Genomic DNA, 15,497 nt, shown 5'->3' on the forward strand with positions numbered 1-15,497 from the left:
GTCCGCGGCCTTCGTGCGGGTGACGGCCGCTTGCTCCTTCGTCGCGTACGCGGCGGCCGCGCAAACGCGAGCCGGGCCGCGAACGACGGATGCTCGGTCTCGCTTCGCTCGAAAGTCGTGGTCAGGGTGCGCTGGGCGCGTAGGTGCCGGAGCGCGGACCGGGTGTGGGCGAGTGGGGCGGCCGGGTGTCGGATCGGTCGGCAGGGTGTGGTTCGACGTGGTTTTGACGGTCGTTCTGCGCGGCACGGGCGGTGATCGGCGGATGCTCGGTTCAGGACGGTATTCGTTCGGCCGCGACTTCGAGCCGTGTGTCCGCGGCCTTCGTGCGGGTGACGGCCGCTGGCGACTTCGAGGCGGTCACCTGGGCGGGAGCCGGGCCGCGAACGACGGATGCTCGGTCTCGCTGCGCTCGAAGGTCGTGGTCGAGGTGCGCCGGGGCGCTGATAAGTATCCGGACCTCGGTGTGTAGTGCTGGGCGCATGTCGATTGGTGCTGGTGATGCGTCGTGGATGTGTTGGCTGGTCGATGTGTGCGTTCGCGGTTGTTCGGGTCGCTCCGCCGCAGGCGGATGCCGGGCTTCGTTCTGCCCGGACCTTCGTGGTTCGGTGCACGCGCCTCCGAGCGATCGGCGGTCACCGCAGGCCTGTGGCTTGGAGGTACCGGCGTCTCGGCTCGAACTGGTTCGGTGCACGGAGCGGATTCGGTGAGTGGCTGACGGGTGTGCGGGCGCCGCTGGCTGGGTTGATGTCGGTGTCCTTATATATCTGGGCTGCCGCGGCGGACTTGGCTGCGATAACCGTTGGCGCGGCTCGGTAAGCTGCTCATTCGTGGTTGCGCCGAAGTCCAAGGACGCTGTGCTGGATAGACGTACCCGATTGCTGGCCGCCGCGGCGGTGACGCTCGGGGGGCTGTCGGATGTGCTGACGCCGCTGGGCGAGATGTTCGCGGCCCGGGGGCACGAGTTGTACCTGGTGGGTGGCAGCGTGCGGGACGCGGTGCTCGGCAGGCTGGGGACCGACCTGGATTTCACCACCGACGCGCGGCCGGACGCGGTGCAGGACATCTTGCGCGGATGGGCGGACCATCTGTGGGACACCGGGGGCCTGGCGTTCGGCACGGTCAGCGCGGCCAAGGACCGGCAGCAACTGGAGATCACCACGTTCCGCGCCGACAGCTATGACCGGGTATCCCGCAACCCGGAGGTGACCTTCGGCGACTCGCTCGAGGAAGACCTGGTCCGCCGCGACTTCACGGTGAACGCGATGGCGGTGCGGATCGGCGCGGACGGCGCGCTGGAGTTCGTCGATCCGCTCGACGGCATGACCGCGCTGCTCGACGGCGTGCTGGACACGCCTGCCGCGCCGGAGGATTCGTTCAACGATGATCCGTTGCGGATGCTGCGCGCCGCGCGGTTCGTCTCCCAGCTGGGGTTCGAGCCGCATCCCCGCGTCCGTGCCGCGATCACCGAGATGGCCGACCAGATCGACCGCATCACCGCCGAGCGGGTGCGGGTGGAGCTGGACAAGCTGATCGGCGGGGCGCATCCGATCGACGGCATCAACGTCATGTGTGAGACCGGGCTGGCGCAGCGGGTGCTTCCCGAGGTGCCCGCGATGAAGCTGGAGATCGACGAGCACCACCAGCACAAGGACGTCTACTGGCATTCGCTCACCGTGCTCGAACAGGCCATCGACCAGGAGGAGGGCGACCCCGACCTGGTGCTGCGCTGGGCCGCGCTGCTGCACGACATCGGCAAGCCCGACACCAAGCGCAACGAGCCGGGCGGTGGCGTCAGCTTCCACCACCACGAGGTGGTCGGCGCGAAGATGGTGCGCAAACGGCTGCGCGCGCTGAAGTACCCGAAGCAGTTCACCGAGGACGTCGCCCGGCTGGTCTTCCTGCACCTGCGCTTCCACGGTTACGGCAAGGGCCAGTGGACCGACTCCGCGGTCCGTCGCTACGTCACCGACGCCGCCGAGCTGCTCCCCCGCCTGCACAAGCTGGTCCGGGCCGACTGCACCACTCGCAACAAGCGCAGGGCCGCCGCGCTGCGCGCCACCTACGACGAACTGGAAACGCGGATCGAGCGGTTGCGGGAGCAGGAGGATCTGGCCAAGGTCCGCCCGGACCTGGATGGCAACGCGATCATGGAGCTGCTCGGCCTGCCCCCGGGCCCCGAGGTGGGCCGGGCCTGGCGCCATCTGAAGGAACTGCGCTTGGACCACGGCCCGCTCAGCCGGGACGAAGCCGAGGCGGCGCTGCTCGAATGGTGGAAGACGCAGGCCTGAGCAGGTCAGAAGACGATCAGGGTGGTGCCGGCCAGGATCGCCGAGCGCATCTGGGCGAGGTCGAAGGACCCGGCGATTTCCGGCAGTTCGACGCGGAAGCGGATCAGGTCGCCTTCCCGTTGGGCGCGTACGATCCGCGCGTTCTCGGGCAGGTGCTCCAGTGGCAGAACGGGGACGTCGATCATGCGGCGCGGAACGCGGAAGCCGAGCCAGGTCACTCGCCGTACCGCGATGTCCAGGCGGTTGTCCGTGACCGACGCGTCCACCAGGGCGGTGACCAGTCGTCTGCGGTGCCTTGCTCGGATCAGCCCGCCGGAGTGCACGTCCAAGTCCCAGTCCAGCGGCTGGGTGTTGAGCCATCCGACCAGCGCCGCCGTGGTGACGGTGCCGATGAGGTCGAGCCGGGCGGTGCGCACCTTCGTCGGCACGCCCGGAATCAGGCGGACGCCGTGCGCGATCACCGTCACGGACTCGATCGGGTGATCGTCCCAGCGCAGCCGCGACAGCACGGTCTTGGTCTGGAAGTGCGCGCCGCGACGGCGCACCTTCAGCACTTGCAAGGTGGCGTGCAGGTTGTGACCGAGCAGGGTCGCGCTGACCTCCTGTCCGCCGAACCGGCTCAGGATGCCCTCGCTGAGCATGGTCATCAGCACGTCCGGCAGCAGCGCTGTGACGGTGCCCGCGCCGAGGTCGGCGACCGGATCCATCCAGGCCGTGCTGAGCGTGACCCACTGCTCCAGCCAGGACTGATCGAACAGGCGCTTTCCGAGATCGACGGCCCGAAGCGGCGACCAGGACTTCGGATCGAAATACGTGGCCATGATTGGATCGAGCGTACTTGGCCCGGGGCCCCGGACTCGTGCGCTGTGACCCAGGTCGCGCGGATCGGCCGTCCTTGCCTGGGTGAACGCTCGAGCACGAGAATCGAAAGGCCGGTCACACACCGCTGGGAGGACGCACATGGCGCTGGATCTGAACAGTGATCTCGGCGAGGGCTTCGGGCCGTGGACGATGGGCGACGACGCCGCCATGCTCGACATCGTCACCAGCGCGAACATCGCCTGCGGATTCCACGCGGGTGACCCCGCGATCATGCGCAGGACCTGTGGGCTCGCGGTGGAGAAGGGAGTGCGGATCGGCGCCCATGTGGGTTATCGCGATCTGGCCGGTTTCGGTCGGCGCGAGATCGCCGTCGCGCCCGGTGAGCTGCGCGACGAGGTGCTGTATCAGATCGGCGGCCTCGACGCTTTCGCGAAGGCCGCAGGAGACCGGGTGCGCTACGTGAAACCGCATGGGGCCCTCTATCACTCGGCCGCGCGCGATCGGAAGCTGGCCGATGCGGTGCTGGCCGCGATGGCGGAGTACGACCCGCGGCTGGCCCTGCTCGGCCCCGCCGGAACGCAGTTGGAGTCGGCCGCGGAGGCTGCCGGGGTGCGCTTCGTCGGAGAAGGATTCGCCGACCGCGCGTACACCCCCGATGGCTCGCTGGCACCGCGCGGCACGCCGGGGGCGGTATTGGGGCCGCAGGACGCGGTGGCTCAAGCGATCTCGATCGCCAAGTCGGGAGCCACGCGCACTGCTGACGGATCCGGCGAGGTCGCGGTGCACGCCGCGAGTATCTGCGTGCACGGAGATTCGCCCGCGGCGGTGGAGATGGCCCGGCACATCCGCACCGCGCTGGACGAAGTCGGGGTGCCGGTGGAGTCGTTCGGCTGAGGCCGCGAGATGAAGACGACGGGCGCGGTGACGCACGCGCAGCGGAAAGCGGCCGAGGAAGCGATCCGGTCGGCGGGTGATCGGGCGTTGCTGATCACTCCCCCTCGGCGAGACACGGTGGTGGAGCTCGTCACCGCGCTGCGGGAGCGTCCGATACCCGGCGTGCAGGACTTCCTTCCGGCCGCGGAAACCGTACTTCTGACGCTCGATTCACCGCGCGCCGCGGAAGCGGTGCACCGGTCGCTGACCACGCTCTTGGTCACCTTGAACGCCGAGCGGTCGGCCGCTGTTTCCCGTGGAACATCGGCAGACAAAGCTCTCCGCGTCGAACCGGTGTCGATTCCGGTGCGCTACGACGGCGCCGACCTCGACGAAGTGGCCAGGATGCTGGACGTCACGACCGCGGAAGTGATCGCCGCGCACACCGGGACGGTGTGGCGGTGTGCATTCGTCGGATTCGCGCCGGGCTTCGGCTACCTGGAATCGCCTGACGGACGGTTGTCCGTCGCGCGCAGAGCGCAGGCGCGTACATCGATTCCGGCGGGCGCCGTCGCCCTTGCCGGTGGATACAGTGCGGTGTATCCGCGGAGCACGCCCGGGGGGTGGCAGCTGATCGGGACCACCGACCTCAGGATGTGGGATGTCGAGCGCGACCCGCCCGCGTTGATCCGCGCGGGCGCCACGGTTCGATTCCTCGACGCGAGGGACGGCGGATGATCGTCGTCGAAGCGGTCGGTCCGCTGGCGACCATCCAGGATCTCGGGCGGCCGGGCTGGTTCGATTCCGGTGTCGGGCCCGCGGGGGCGGCGGATCGCGGGTCGCTGCGACTGGCCAATCGGTTGGTCGGCAACCCGGAGGGGCATGCGGCGATCGAAGTGCTGCTCGGTGGCCTCGCGCTGCACGCCGAGGAGCACGTCATGCTGGCGGTGACGGGTGCTCCGGCCCCCGCTACCGTCGACGGCAGGCCCGTTGGTCACGCGAGCGTGCTGGAACTCGAACCGGGACAGGCGCTGCGGCTGGGCTACACGTCGGTCGGGCTCCGCAGCTATGTCGCGGTGCGCGGCGGCATCGACGTGCCGGAGACGCTCGGTTCCCGTAGCCGCGACACCATGTCTGGTTTGGGGCCGGAACCGCTGCGGAAAGGTGATCGCCTCCCGGTCGGATCTTCTCCGCACACGATCCCGGTCGTGGACTTCGCCCCTGTCGCCGAGTTACCCGCGGACGTCGTCACCGTGCGCGCCGTGCTCGGTCCGCGCGACGATTGGTTCGCCGACGCCACGGCCTTGTTCGCGGGCGAGTGGGAGATCTCCCCCGACACCGACCGGATCGGCGCCCGATTGGAACGTCGCACCGGCCCGCCGCTGACCAGGAAGGTCACCCGCGAACTGCCGACCGAAGGCATGGCGCTCGGCTCGATCCAGGTGCCGCCGAGCGGACAACCGGTCGTCTTCCTGGCCGATCACCCGGTCACCGGCGGATATCCGGTGGTCGCGGTGGTCGTCGACGCCGACGTCGACGCCATCGCGCAGACGCGGCCCGGTCAACCCGTGCGGTTCGTGCGGGCGGGCTGACCCCGGTTCGCTCCCGGCTGGAGCCGGGCGTGCATCAGGTACACGTTGTAGCTGTCCCACGCCGAGAGCATGAAGTACAGGTCCTCGCCGGTCGACCACGGATGGATGAACCCGCCGTAGGACTTCGGGTAGTCGGCGGTGGACACCAGCGGGATCGCGTCCGTCCACGCACCCTGCGGGCTCGCCGCGGTACGCAGCACGATCGCGCCCCGGGCCGAATCCAGGTACACCATCTGCCACTGCTCGGTCTTCCGGTCGTAGCGCACCGAGAGCTCGCTGGCGATGCCGAGCACCAACGGGGTGGCCTCGTTCTCGGCGGCGGGCGCCCAGGTGCCGCCCACCCAATACTGATACGCGGACTTGTTCAGCACCTGGTGCTTCGGCACACGCGCCAGCGCGATCGTGCCGATGCGTCCGTTGGGTGTGCCGAACATGTAGACGTAATCGCCCTGCGGCACCATCGCCGCGACCTGGAACTTGCCGAGCCCGAACAGGTTCTCCCACTTGGCGTGCTGGTCTTTCTTCCAGGTGCGCCCGCGGTCGTCGGAATAGGCGAGGCCGCCGTAGTTGGTCCACCACAGACCCGGTATGCGGCTCCATCTGTTCACCGACATGTAGCTGAGGTACTGCCGATTCCCGATGGCGAACCCGGAGGTCGGGATGGTGGTGGTCTCCCAGTTCTTGATCTTGCGGCTGCCCAGGATCTCAGCGGCGTGGCAGCGGCTGTCCTGCGCGAAGGTGTCCAGCGTCAGGCCGTCGGACAGATCGCGGTCGGTGCTGAAACCGATGACGTTGCTGCGCCAGTCCTGGTCGTCGTTGCCCGCGCCGCCGACACCCCAGCCTTTGCCGAAGGTGTCGCCGAAAACCACGGCGATCTCGCCGGGCGTCGTCTCCCACATGAGGCCGAGATCGGTGCCGTCGACCTGCCAGCGCATGTCGGTGCGGTTCTCCGAGCCGTGTCCGGTCACCTGGCCGACCAGTTGGACCGACTCGACCGTCGGCGCGGCCACCGGAGCCGCGAGCGGGCCGGGTTCGGCCGGATGTACGACCTGTGGCGGAGCTGGCTGTGGCTCCTCACCGGGCCCTCCGGGAACCGGGACCGGAATCGGCTCGGTCTCCGGCTTGAATTCGATGCGCGGCAGTTTGACCGGCGACCCGGAACCGGAGGAAGAACCGGAGTCATCGTTCGAACCGGAGCCGGAACCGCTGCCCGAACCGGATCCGGATGACGAGCCGGAGGAGCCGGGTTTCTCGTCGGTGCCCGTCTCGGGCGTCGGGCTGGGATCGGGATCGGGCTCGGGATGTGCGGGGTAGTCCCTGATGTCCGGGCACGGGTTTTCACACGGATTCTCCGGCAGCGGATCCGGGACGATCCGTGTGTTGTCGTGCGGTGGGTCGGGCACGGGGACCGGAGTGAGTTCCGGGATCGGGACGGGAATGTCGATCTGCGGCGGCAGCGGTGGCGGCGGAGGCTGCGCGGGATCGGGTTCGCGGTTGAGCGGGTCGAAACCGACTTCACCGCAACTGTTGACCGGCGGCGGCGCCCACGGAAACGGTGCGGCCTGCGCGGTGGGCGTCGGTACGGTGAGGACGCCGGCGAGCAGTGCGCCGAACAAGGCGGGTACACAAGGCGATTTGCTTCCGGATGCGCGCATCAGGTCGGCCCGGCCGCGCTCGTCAGGCGATCGGATGTCCGGTGGCGGACCGAGCCTCCCACGCGCTCAGCAGTTCTCGTACCGCATCGGGGTCGTGCACCGGAGAACCCATGTCGTGTTGTCTCCTGTCGGTCGGCTGCTGACGAGCCAACTTACCGGAACAACCGCTGGAAACGGGGACGGCGAATCGAAAAAGACCCGCGCAATGGAACCGGCGCCGGGCCGCGTGCGTCCAAGGACATATGAACGAGATCGAGTACGTGTTCGGCACCGGTGACGGAGTCGTGCACGTCTGGACGAGCGAGGCCGACCTGGAACTCGGCGACACGGGCGCGGCCGACGCGGTGCGGCTGGACTTCGACGGAGACGGCATCGCCGATGACGCGCTGTGGGATTCGGCTGGTTCGGGCCGCGCCGATATCGCCGCGCTGGATCTGGACGACGACGGCGTGCTCGACCATTTCTTCACCGATCCCACAGGCCTCGGCACGTGGAACCATCAGATCACCGGCCTACCCGGCGATACGGCGAGCGAGCCGCTGGACTGGAGCGTGCGCACGGACACGGAGGCGCCGGATCGTCTGCTCGGCGAAGCACGACTATCGGATTCGCGGCGGGATGCCGATCGTTCGGAGGACGACGCGTTGCCCGAGCACCTCGCACACCTGAACCGCGACCGGCGCGACCCGGGCGACGATCCGCTGCTCAGCTGACCGCGCGGCGGCGCGTGTTCAGCGCGATGGCCACGATCCCCGCGGCGTAGATGGCGGCGCCGGCCAGCACCACGATCGCCGATCGGCCGTCGTTCGGAATGATCAGGGCCGCGATCACGATCGCCAGCACGAACGCGACATTGAACACCGTGTCCTGCAACGCGAACACCTGGCCGCGGCGGGCGTCGTCGATGTCTATCTGCATGGTCGCGTCACCGGTCAGCTTGATCGTCTGCCCGGCGAGTCCCAGCAGGAACGCACCGATCAAGAGGAGTTCGTGCGCACGCTCCACCGCGGCGCCCGAGTCGGCGAACGCGATCGGCGTGACCAGCGTGAGTTGCACCAGCATCGCGGTGATCAGACCGGCCACCACGGTGCGCGCGCGGCCCAGCCGCGGAATGAGCAGCGGCGCGACGACGGCGGCCACCAGCATGCCCGCAGCGGTGGCGGCGATCGTGACGCCGAAACCGACCAGGCCACCACTGAGCCCGGAGCCGTCCACCGGGGTCTGGCGCAGCACCAGCACCATGATCAGCGTATTCATGCCGAAGACGATCCGGTGGGTACCGATGCCCAGCATCGCCGTCGTGACCGCTTTCGATTCCCACACCGCCGTGGCCCCGGTACGCAGCCCGGTAGCGATCGCGTGCACGGTGTTGTCGCCCTTCGCCGCGCCGGGCGCCGGGCCGAGCACGCGCGGCCGGAACCCCGCCGCCAGCGCCGCGCCCAGCAGCGACCCGATACCGCTGATCGCCACCGCGACCGCCGAGGCGAAGTCTCCCGCCCCGATCAGTCCGATCACACCCACCGCGACGGCCGCACCGGCACCAGCGCACCCGGAGGCCACTGTGGCCAGCACCGAGTTCATCGGCACCAGCCACGCCTGCGGCAGTACGCGCGGCAGCGCGGCCGAGACGCCCGCGAGGACGAATCGGCTGACGCCCACCACCGCCAAAGCCAGCAACAGCAGCGGCGTCTCGCCGGCCCCGGCCAGCAGCCCTGCGCTGACCAGCGCGATCAGCACCGCGCGCAGCACGTTGGCGACCAGCAGCACGGTGCGCCGGTCCCAGCGATCCAGCAGTGCGCCCGCGTACGGCCCGATCAGCGAATACGGCAGCAGCAGCACCGCGAAGCCCGCCGCGATGGCCAGCGGATCGGTCTGCCGTTCGGGGTTGAACAGAATCGCGCCGGACAGGGCCGCCTGGAACATCCCGTCGCCGAATTGCCCTGCGAAACGCACCACGGCCAGCCGCGACACGCCCGGGCTCTGCCGAAGTGTTGCGCGCAGTCCACCCGGCCGTTGCTCTGCGGGAGTGAGGCCTTCGGCGTGACCAGTCGACACGTTCGCGAGCGTACTGTGTTCGCCGACCACGCCGCACCACGCGCGTCGGCGCCGACAGCGTCTCAGACCCGGTCGACCAGCGTGCTCACCGTCGCGCGCATGTCCGGCGCCATCGGCAGCTCGTCGAGCGTGCCCGCGTCGATCCAGGCGAACGCGTCGTGCTCGCCCGGCGCGAGGGCGACATCGCCGGGTTCCGCCTCCACGACGAAGCTGTATTTCCGCACTTTCGACTTGGTACGGGTGGCGTAATCGAATCCACCGAGGAAGTCGAGGACCGCGCGCATCCGCAGCCCTGTTTCCTCCAGCAATTCTCGTTCGACGCACTCGGCGAATGTCTCGCCGGTTTCGACGCCACCGCCGGGCAGTTCGTACATACCGCCGTGATAGTCGTCGGCGACGCGGCGCACCACCAGAAGCCTGCCTTCGCGGAACACGGCGACGCCGACCACGAAATGCGCGATGCCATCCCGGTGTGCTTCGCTGCGGAGTTGCTGTTCGATCAGGGCGAGGTCATCGGGGTCCAGCACGTCGCTACCTCCGGTTGTCGTTGTGACGCTTGGCAATCGGGGCCGGGCCGGGATATCCGACGAGGTGGCCCGACGTTTCGACGTACCGGTTGGTTCTGCTCGCCTGCCGTTCACCTTCCGGTCGCTCGCGTAAAATGCCGAGTGCGGCACAATTTACTAGGAATGCGGAGTACCGCGGCGGAAGTGCTCCTACCCTGAATGGCGATCGGTGCACGGTCCCGAGAGGAGGACCATGATGTCCACACTCACGACACCACACATCGATGTCCACCGCGGCGGCGACCGCATGAAGACGCGGGTCTCCTGGCTGGATTCGAAGCATTCGTTCTCCTTCGGGGAACATTACGATCCCGACAACACCCACCACGGCTTGCTGCTGGTCAACAACGAGGACATCGTGTCCCCCGGGCAGGGATTCGACACCCACCCGCATCGGGACATGGAGATCGTCACCTGGGTGCTCGGTGGCAGCCTGGTGCATCAGGATTCCCTCGGCCACAGCGGTGTCATCTACCCGGGCCTGGCCCAGCGCATGAGCGCGGGCACCGGCATCCTGCATTCGGAGAAGAACGACTCGTGGCGTCTGGACGGCCGCATTCCCGAACACGAGCAGCCGGTGCATTTCGTGCAGATGTGGGTGGTGCCCGACGAGCCCGGGCTGACCCCGGGCTACGAGCAGCTCGAAATCGACGACGAACTCGCGGGAGGCGGTCTGGTCACGGTCGCCTCGGGCCTGCCCCGCTACCGCGATCGCACCGCGATCGCCATCAACAGCAGCCATTCGGCGCTGCACGTGGCGCGCATGACGAGCGCGGAGCCGGGCGCCGAGCAAGTGATCGACCTACCCGATGCGCCGTACCTGCACTTGTTCGTAGCGCGCGGGGAGGTGGACATGGAGGGTGTCGGCCCGTTGTATAAGGGGGACGCGGTGCGTTTGACCAGGTCAGGTGGCCAACGCGTGGTGGCGCGGCAGCCGTCGGAAGTTCTGATCTGGGAGATGCACGCGCGGCTCGGCGCCCAGTAGCCGGTTCGCATTAACATCCGTCCTCGGGAAGCGCGATCAGTAGGCGACCGCCGCGCACCCCGGACCACCTCGTCCGGACCGAGCATCGCGAGGCACCGACGGAGAGGAAGTCCATGTCGCAATATCCGCCCCCGCCGCCCGGTCAGTACCCGCCGCCGGGGCAATACCCACAGCCGCCGGGCGGCCAGTATCCGGGCCGGCCCGACTACTGGCAGGAATCGCCGAAGGGCCGCGGCCTGGCGATCACCGCGCTGGTGCTCGGCATCCTCGCATTGCTGTTCTTCTGGACGATCATCGGCGGCTATCTCTGCGGCATCTTCGCGGTCATCCTGGGCATCGTCGCGGTGTTCAAGGCCCGCGCGGGCACCGCGGGGGGTATGGGCATGGCGATCACCGGCATCGTCCTCGGCGCGCTCGGCATCGTCGGCGCAGTGCTGCTCACCGTCGTGGGTTACAACTTCTTCATCAACTCAGGCGGCAAGGACTTCGTGGACTGCGTGAACAAAGCGAACAACGATCAGTCCAAGATCGAGCAGTGCGAGCGCGAGTGGAATCAGAAGCTGCAGGACAAGTACAGCGTCACCCTCACTCCGCCATCCGCGCCGACGCCCCGGTAGCCGAGGCGCACGCCCGGGTCGTGGCGATCACCTCGGCGAAGTCGCGGCGAAAGTCGCCGTACGGCGCCACGACCCAGGTTCGGTAGCCGCCGTGCTCGTCGGCGGGCGACGGCAGAACGATGTGGCTGCCCGGCAGTGCGATCGACGCGCAGATCCGGAAGAGGTCGGCGAACAGCCCGGTGTCCAGATACGAGTTGTCGGTGGGGCCGGTCAGGAAGGTCCAGCGGCACGCGCGTGGATGCGCGATGACCGGGCCGGGCCGAGGTTCGGGACCGGCGGCGAGCCGCTCGAGCACCCGGCGGCCGAACTCCGCGGGCATCACGACCGCTCCGACCGAGCCGACTTCCAGCATGATGCGACCAAGGATCGGGTCCACGAGTCCGTACAGCCCGTGGTCGCCGCGATAGCGACGGCAGCGAGCGAACGCGTCCTGGATCGACGGGAAATCCGTGGACGCGAGATGCCTGCCCGATTCGATGCGCGATGTACCCATGACGAACAACCTCGCCTCGCAGTGGTGGGACGCGTGCTCGGAAGAATCGATCGCTGTCTCGACCCTAGTCGCGGGCAAGATGCTTGACAATAGTCACCGCCCCGCGCGTCCGAGTCGGCGTAGCATCCCGACACATGGCACCCGTCTCGCCTACCGTTGCCCGCTGGGAGCTGGTGCTGCGGCTGCGTGAACTGCGGGAACAGCGCGGGTTCGACTCCGCGGGTTTCGCCAGACAGGTGGGCTTCACCCCGGCCAACTGGTCGCACGTGGAGAAGGGCAGGCGGGTACTGACCACCAAGACCATCGGTCCGGTGCTCGAACTGCTCGACGTGGAAGCCGAGGAGCGCGTGGAATTGCTGGCCCTGCTGGAGGCCAGCAAGCAGCGTGGCTGGTGGGCGAAGTCCTCGGCATTGATCGGACCCGAGCTGCAACGGCTGTACGGCATGGAATCCGGCGCGCAGAGTATCCGCAGCTACGACAGCCTCGTCGTGCCGGGTCTATTGCAGACCGAGGACTACGCTCGCGCGCTGATCAGCGCCGACGTGATGATCCGGCCGGTCCAGGTCGAGCAGCTGGTGGCGATCCGGATGCGGCGCCAAGAGCGGCTGCGCGGCGCGGACCCGGTGGAACTCACCGCCGTCTTCGGCGAGGGCACGCTGCTACAGCAGACCGGAGGTCCGGACGTGCTGCGCGGGCAGTTGGACTATCTGGCCGACCTGATCGAGGAACTCGACACCGTCGAGGTGCGCGTGATCCCGTTCGCGGCCACCGCCGGCGCGGTGCTCGGCGGATCCAGTTTCCACCTCATCGACTTCGCGGGCGAACAGCTGCCGACCTTCGGCTGGGTGGAGAGCGCGGTGTTCGGCGGGGCCGTCGAGGACCCGGATCTGGTCCGCGATCTACGCTTCGCCTACCTGCGCGCGGTGGACCAATCCTTGTCGAGAGTGGAGTCATTGGCCCTGATCAGGCGCTATTCCCGCGTGTAAAATCCTGCCCATGGCCATCACCGCACGGCCGGTACGCACCGGCTGGTTCACATCGACCAGATCGAACAATGGCAACCAATGCGTCGAGGTCCGGTTCGATGGTGATGCGGTGCTCATCCGTGACAGCAAATATCGCCGCGACCCGGCAAACCGCCATGCCGAAGAGCCCGTCATCACCGTCACCGCAGCCGAATGGACCGCGTTCCTCGACGCGGTACGCATCCGCGGGCGATCGGATGGCGAATTGAGCGCGCACCCCGCCGCCGACGGCCACACCACACTGCGCCATGGCGAAGTCACGCTCACCTACACACCGGAGGAGTGGGACGCCTTCCTGCTGGGCGCGCACGACGGCGAATTCGATCGTGTCGTCTTGCCCGCCTGACTTCCCATAGGACTCGCACGCTCCGCGCGTTCCCCACATCGACGTGGGCGAACAGACCAGGAAAGACGGTTCGAGGTCGTCGCGCACGGCCGACGCACGCGCTTGTCGGCATACTGGACACCGTGACTTCCGAACTGACCCGTCCTTCCGGTATCGATCTGTCCTACCTCGACGAGGACGTGCGGGTGCAGGACGACTTGTTCGCGCACGTCAACGGCAAATGGCTGGCAGACCACCAGATCCCCGCCGACCGGGCCGTGGACGGCGCCTTCCGCGCGCTGTACGACCAGGCGGAGCTGGACGTGCAGGCAATCATCCAGAATGCCGCGGCGAGCGACGCCGAACCGGGCAGCGAGACCCGCAAGATCGGTGACCTCTACTCCAGCTTCATGGACACCGACGCGGTGGCCGCCGCCGGGCTCGCGCCGATCGCCGCCGAACTCGCCGCGATCGCGGAGGTCGGCGACAAGGGTACTTTCGCTTCGCTGCTCGGCCGGTTGCAGCGCACCGGCGTCGGGGGCGCCGTCGCCGTTTTCGTCGACACCGACGACAAGGACTCCAACCGCTATCTGGCGCACGCCACCCAGTCCGGCATCGGCCTGCCCGACGAGTCGTACTACCGGCAGGACGAGTTCGCCGAGATCCGCGCGAAGTACATCGCGCACATCGACCGCATGTTCGCCCTGGCCGCCGCCGACCCGCAGGTCGCCGGACTGCTCCCGGACGAACTCGACACCGTCGGCGCACGGGTCTTCGAGCTGGAGCGGAAACTGGCCGCCGGGCACTGGGATGTGGTGCGCCGCAGGGACGCCGAACTCAGGTACAACCTGACCACCTTCGACGCGCTGGCCGCGGACAACCCCGAGTTCGACTGGTCCGCGTGGACGGCCGCGCTGGCCGAGGGCGTCGACGCGGCAGGAGCCGAGCTGTTCGCCGAGGTGGTGGTCCGCCAGCCGGACTACCTGCGCGCGTTCGCGCGGCTGTGGGCCGACGAGCCGCTCGCCGACTGGCAGGCGTGGGCGGCTTGGCGGGTGCTCCGCGCGCGGGCGCCGTATTTGACCGACGCGGTGGTCGAGGAGAACTTCGACTTCTACGGCCGCACGCTCACCGGCGCGGAGGAGAACCGGGAGCGCTGGAAGCGCGGCGTCGGGCTGGTGCAAGACCTGCTCGGCGAGGCGGTCGGCAAGATCTATGTGGCCGAACATTTCCCGCCGCAGGCCAAGGCCCGCATGGTCGAGCTGGTGGCCAATCTGCAGGAGGCCTACCGCCGCAATATCGCCGAGCTGGAGTGGATGGGCCAGGGCACCCGGATCGCCGCGCTGGCGAAGCTGGAGAAGTTCACCCCGAAGATCGGCTATCCGGACAAGTGGCGGGACTACTCGGGCGTGGTGATCGATCCGGCCGATCTGGTCGGCAACTACCGCAGGGGCTACGCGGCCGAACACGATCGGGATCTGAACAAGCTCGGCGGTCCGGTCGACCGCGACGAATGGTTCATGACCCCGCAGACGGTGAACGCCTACTACAACCCGGGCATGAACGAGATCGTCTTCCCGGCCGCCATCCTCCAGCCGCCGTTCTTCGACATGAATGCCGACGACGCGGCCAACTACGGCGGCATCGGCGCGGTGATCGGTCACGAGATCGGGCACGGCTTCGACGACCAAGGCGCGAAGTACGACGGCGACGGCAACATGGTGGATTGGTGGACCGACGAGGACCGGGCCGAATTCGGTGAGCGGACGCGAGCGCTGATCGAGCAGTACGACGTGCTCTCCCCCAAGGACCTGCCGGACGAGCACACGGTGAACGGGCAGTTCACCATCGGCGAGAACATCGGCGACCTCGGCGGTCTGTCCATCGCGCTGCAGGCGTACAAGATCTCGCTGGGCGATGCCGCGGCGCCGGAGATCGACGGGCTCACCGGCCTGCAACGGGTGTTCTACGGGTGGGCGCAGGTGTGGCGCACTAAAGCACGGATGGAGGAGGCGATCCGCCGCCTCGCCACCGACCCGCACTCGCCGGCGGAGTTCCGCTGCAATGCGGTGGTGCGCAATATCGACAGCTTCCATGAGGCGTTCGATGTCAAACCCGGCGACGCGCTGTACCTGGAACCCTCTGAGCGCGTGAAAATCTGGTAGTTCCTCGAGCCGAGGCGGTCCGACTGGACCGTCTCGGCC

15 protein-coding genes are annotated in these 15,497 nt (G+C 68.3%); 10 read left to right on the forward strand and 5 right to left on the reverse strand.

The window, feature by feature from the left end:
* Positions 1 to 827 precede the first annotated feature (827 nt).
* A complete protein-coding gene (locus tag ACWESM_RS10385; RefSeq protein ID WP_364434336.1) occupies positions 828 to 2,288 on the forward strand; it encodes a CCA tRNA nucleotidyltransferase in 1,461 nt (486 codons plus the stop codon).
* A gap of 5 nt (positions 2,289 to 2,293) precedes the next feature.
* On the opposite strand, the gene ACWESM_RS10390 is transcribed toward ACWESM_RS10385, so the two are convergent.
* Positions 2,294 to 3,109, reverse strand: a complete 816-nt coding sequence (locus ACWESM_RS10390) for a hypothetical protein (protein WP_364434333.1) — start codon at positions 3,107 to 3,109, stop codon at positions 2,294 to 2,296.
* Between the two features lie 139 nt (positions 3,110 to 3,248).
* Between ACWESM_RS10390 and ACWESM_RS10395 the strand changes: the two genes are divergently transcribed.
* From ACWESM_RS10395 to ACWESM_RS10405, 3 genes are read left to right on the forward strand one after another with little or no spacing between them, the layout of a single operon-like run.
* Positions 3,249 to 4,004 (forward strand): LamB/YcsF family protein, encoded by a 756-nt coding sequence (locus ACWESM_RS10395; protein ID WP_364434330.1) that lies wholly within the window; start codon positions 3,249 to 3,251, stop codon positions 4,002 to 4,004.
* A gap of 9 nt (positions 4,005 to 4,013) precedes the next feature.
* Complete coding sequence (locus tag ACWESM_RS10400; RefSeq protein ID WP_364434327.1) at positions 4,014 to 4,721, forward strand: 5-oxoprolinase subunit B family protein; 708 nt, start codon at positions 4,014 to 4,016, stop codon at positions 4,719 to 4,721.
* Positions 4,718 to 5,575: a 5-oxoprolinase subunit C family protein gene (locus ACWESM_RS10405; protein WP_452491464.1), complete on the forward strand. Its 858-nt coding sequence runs from the start codon at positions 4,718 to 4,720 to the stop codon at positions 5,573 to 5,575. The genes ACWESM_RS10400 and ACWESM_RS10405 overlap by 4 nt, the downstream gene beginning before the upstream one ends.
* On the opposite strand, the gene ACWESM_RS10410 is transcribed toward ACWESM_RS10405, so the two are convergent.
* Complete coding sequence (locus ACWESM_RS10410) at positions 5,545 to 7,230, reverse strand: DUF4185 domain-containing protein (RefSeq protein WP_355078842.1); 1,686 nt, start codon at positions 7,228 to 7,230, stop codon at positions 5,545 to 5,547. The genes ACWESM_RS10405 and ACWESM_RS10410 overlap by 31 nt on opposite strands.
* A 242-nt stretch (positions 7,231 to 7,472) precedes the next feature.
* Between ACWESM_RS10410 and ACWESM_RS10415 the strand changes: the two genes are divergently transcribed.
* Positions 7,473 to 7,943 (forward strand): hypothetical protein, encoded by a 471-nt coding sequence (locus ACWESM_RS10415; protein WP_355078843.1) that lies wholly within the window; start codon positions 7,473 to 7,475, stop codon positions 7,941 to 7,943.
* On the opposite strand, the gene ACWESM_RS10420 is transcribed toward ACWESM_RS10415, so the two are convergent.
* Together ACWESM_RS10420 and ACWESM_RS10425 are read right to left on the reverse strand one after the other, a co-directional pair.
* Entirely contained in the window at positions 7,936 to 9,285 is a 1,350-nt protein-coding gene (locus tag ACWESM_RS10420; protein WP_379249605.1) for an MFS transporter, read from the reverse strand. The two genes, ACWESM_RS10415 and ACWESM_RS10420, sit on opposite strands and share 8 nt — an antisense overlap.
* A 62-nt stretch (positions 9,286 to 9,347) precedes the next feature.
* A complete protein-coding gene (locus ACWESM_RS10425) occupies positions 9,348 to 9,812 on the reverse strand; it encodes an NUDIX domain-containing protein (RefSeq protein ID WP_355078844.1) in 465 nt (154 codons plus the stop codon).
* Between the two features lie 235 nt (positions 9,813 to 10,047).
* Here ACWESM_RS10425 and ACWESM_RS10430 point away from each other — a divergent pair, with 235 nt between their 5' ends.
* Together ACWESM_RS10430 and ACWESM_RS10435 are read left to right on the forward strand one after the other, a co-directional pair.
* Positions 10,048 to 10,836, forward strand: coding sequence for a pirin family protein (locus tag ACWESM_RS10430; protein ID WP_355078967.1), 789 nt, complete (start codon positions 10,048 to 10,050; stop codon positions 10,834 to 10,836).
* A 113-nt stretch (positions 10,837 to 10,949) separates the two neighbouring features.
* Complete coding sequence (locus tag ACWESM_RS10435; RefSeq protein WP_355078845.1) at positions 10,950 to 11,453, forward strand: DUF4190 domain-containing protein; 504 nt, start codon at positions 10,950 to 10,952, stop codon at positions 11,451 to 11,453.
* On the opposite strand, the gene ACWESM_RS10440 is transcribed toward ACWESM_RS10435, so the two are convergent.
* Positions 11,422 to 11,946 carry a hypothetical protein gene (locus ACWESM_RS10440; RefSeq protein ID WP_452491467.1) on the reverse strand — a complete coding sequence of 175 codons (525 nt, stop codon included), beginning with the start codon at positions 11,944 to 11,946 and terminating at the stop codon, positions 11,422 to 11,424. The two genes, ACWESM_RS10435 and ACWESM_RS10440, sit on opposite strands and share 32 nt — an antisense overlap.
* Positions 11,947 to 12,080: 134 nt before the next feature.
* Here ACWESM_RS10440 and ACWESM_RS10445 point away from each other — a divergent pair, with 134 nt between their 5' ends.
* From ACWESM_RS10445 to ACWESM_RS10455, 3 genes are all read left to right on the forward strand, one after another.
* A complete protein-coding gene (locus ACWESM_RS10445; protein ID WP_355078847.1) occupies positions 12,081 to 12,932 on the forward strand; it encodes a Scr1 family TA system antitoxin-like transcriptional regulator in 852 nt (283 codons plus the stop codon).
* Positions 12,933 to 12,942: 10 nt separating this feature from the next.
* The gene (locus ACWESM_RS10450) at positions 12,943 to 13,317 is read left to right on the forward strand and encodes a DUF397 domain-containing protein (protein WP_355078848.1); all 375 of its coding nucleotides are present in this window, start codon (positions 12,943 to 12,945) and stop codon (positions 13,315 to 13,317) included.
* A 122-nt stretch (positions 13,318 to 13,439) separates the two neighbouring features.
* Positions 13,440 to 15,458, forward strand: coding sequence for a M13 family metallopeptidase (locus ACWESM_RS10455; RefSeq protein ID WP_452491469.1), 2,019 nt, complete (start codon positions 13,440 to 13,442; stop codon positions 15,456 to 15,458).
* The last annotated feature ends 39 nt before the right edge of the window (positions 15,459 to 15,497 follow it).

The organism is Nocardia sp. NPDC003999 (assembly GCF_053604885.1).

Excerpts from the sequence above, each read along its gene's own strand:
- ACWESM_RS10430 (WP_355078967.1), top strand. The coding sequence starts at position 10,048 with ATGTCCACACTCACGACACCACACATCGATGTCCACCGCGGCGGCGAC.
- ACWESM_RS10435 (WP_355078845.1), top strand. The coding sequence starts at position 10,950 with ATGTCGCAATATCCGCCCCCGCCGCCCGGTCAGTACCCGCCGCCGGGG.
- ACWESM_RS10445 (WP_355078847.1), top strand. The coding sequence starts at position 12,081 with ATGGCACCCGTCTCGCCTACCGTTGCCCGCTGGGAGCTGGTGCTGCGG.
- ACWESM_RS10440 (WP_452491467.1), bottom strand. The coding sequence starts at position 11,946 with ATGGGTACATCGCGCATCGAATCGGGCAGGCATCTCGCGTCCACGGAT.
- ACWESM_RS10410 (WP_355078842.1), bottom strand. The coding sequence starts at position 7,230 with ATGCGCGCATCCGGAAGCAAATCGCCTTGTGTACCCGCCTTGTTCGGC.
- ACWESM_RS10400 (WP_364434327.1), top strand. The coding sequence starts at position 4,014 with ATGAAGACGACGGGCGCGGTGACGCACGCGCAGCGGAAAGCGGCCGAG.
- ACWESM_RS10415 (WP_355078843.1), top strand. The coding sequence starts at position 7,473 with ATGAACGAGATCGAGTACGTGTTCGGCACCGGTGACGGAGTCGTGCAC.
- ACWESM_RS10395 (WP_364434330.1), top strand. The coding sequence starts at position 3,249 with ATGGCGCTGGATCTGAACAGTGATCTCGGCGAGGGCTTCGGGCCGTGG.
- ACWESM_RS10405 (WP_452491464.1), top strand. The coding sequence starts at position 4,718 with ATGATCGTCGTCGAAGCGGTCGGTCCGCTGGCGACCATCCAGGATCTC.
- ACWESM_RS10390 (WP_364434333.1), bottom strand. The coding sequence starts at position 3,109 with ATGGCCACGTATTTCGATCCGAAGTCCTGGTCGCCGCTTCGGGCCGTC.
- ACWESM_RS10450 (WP_355078848.1), top strand. The coding sequence starts at position 12,943 with ATGGCCATCACCGCACGGCCGGTACGCACCGGCTGGTTCACATCGACC.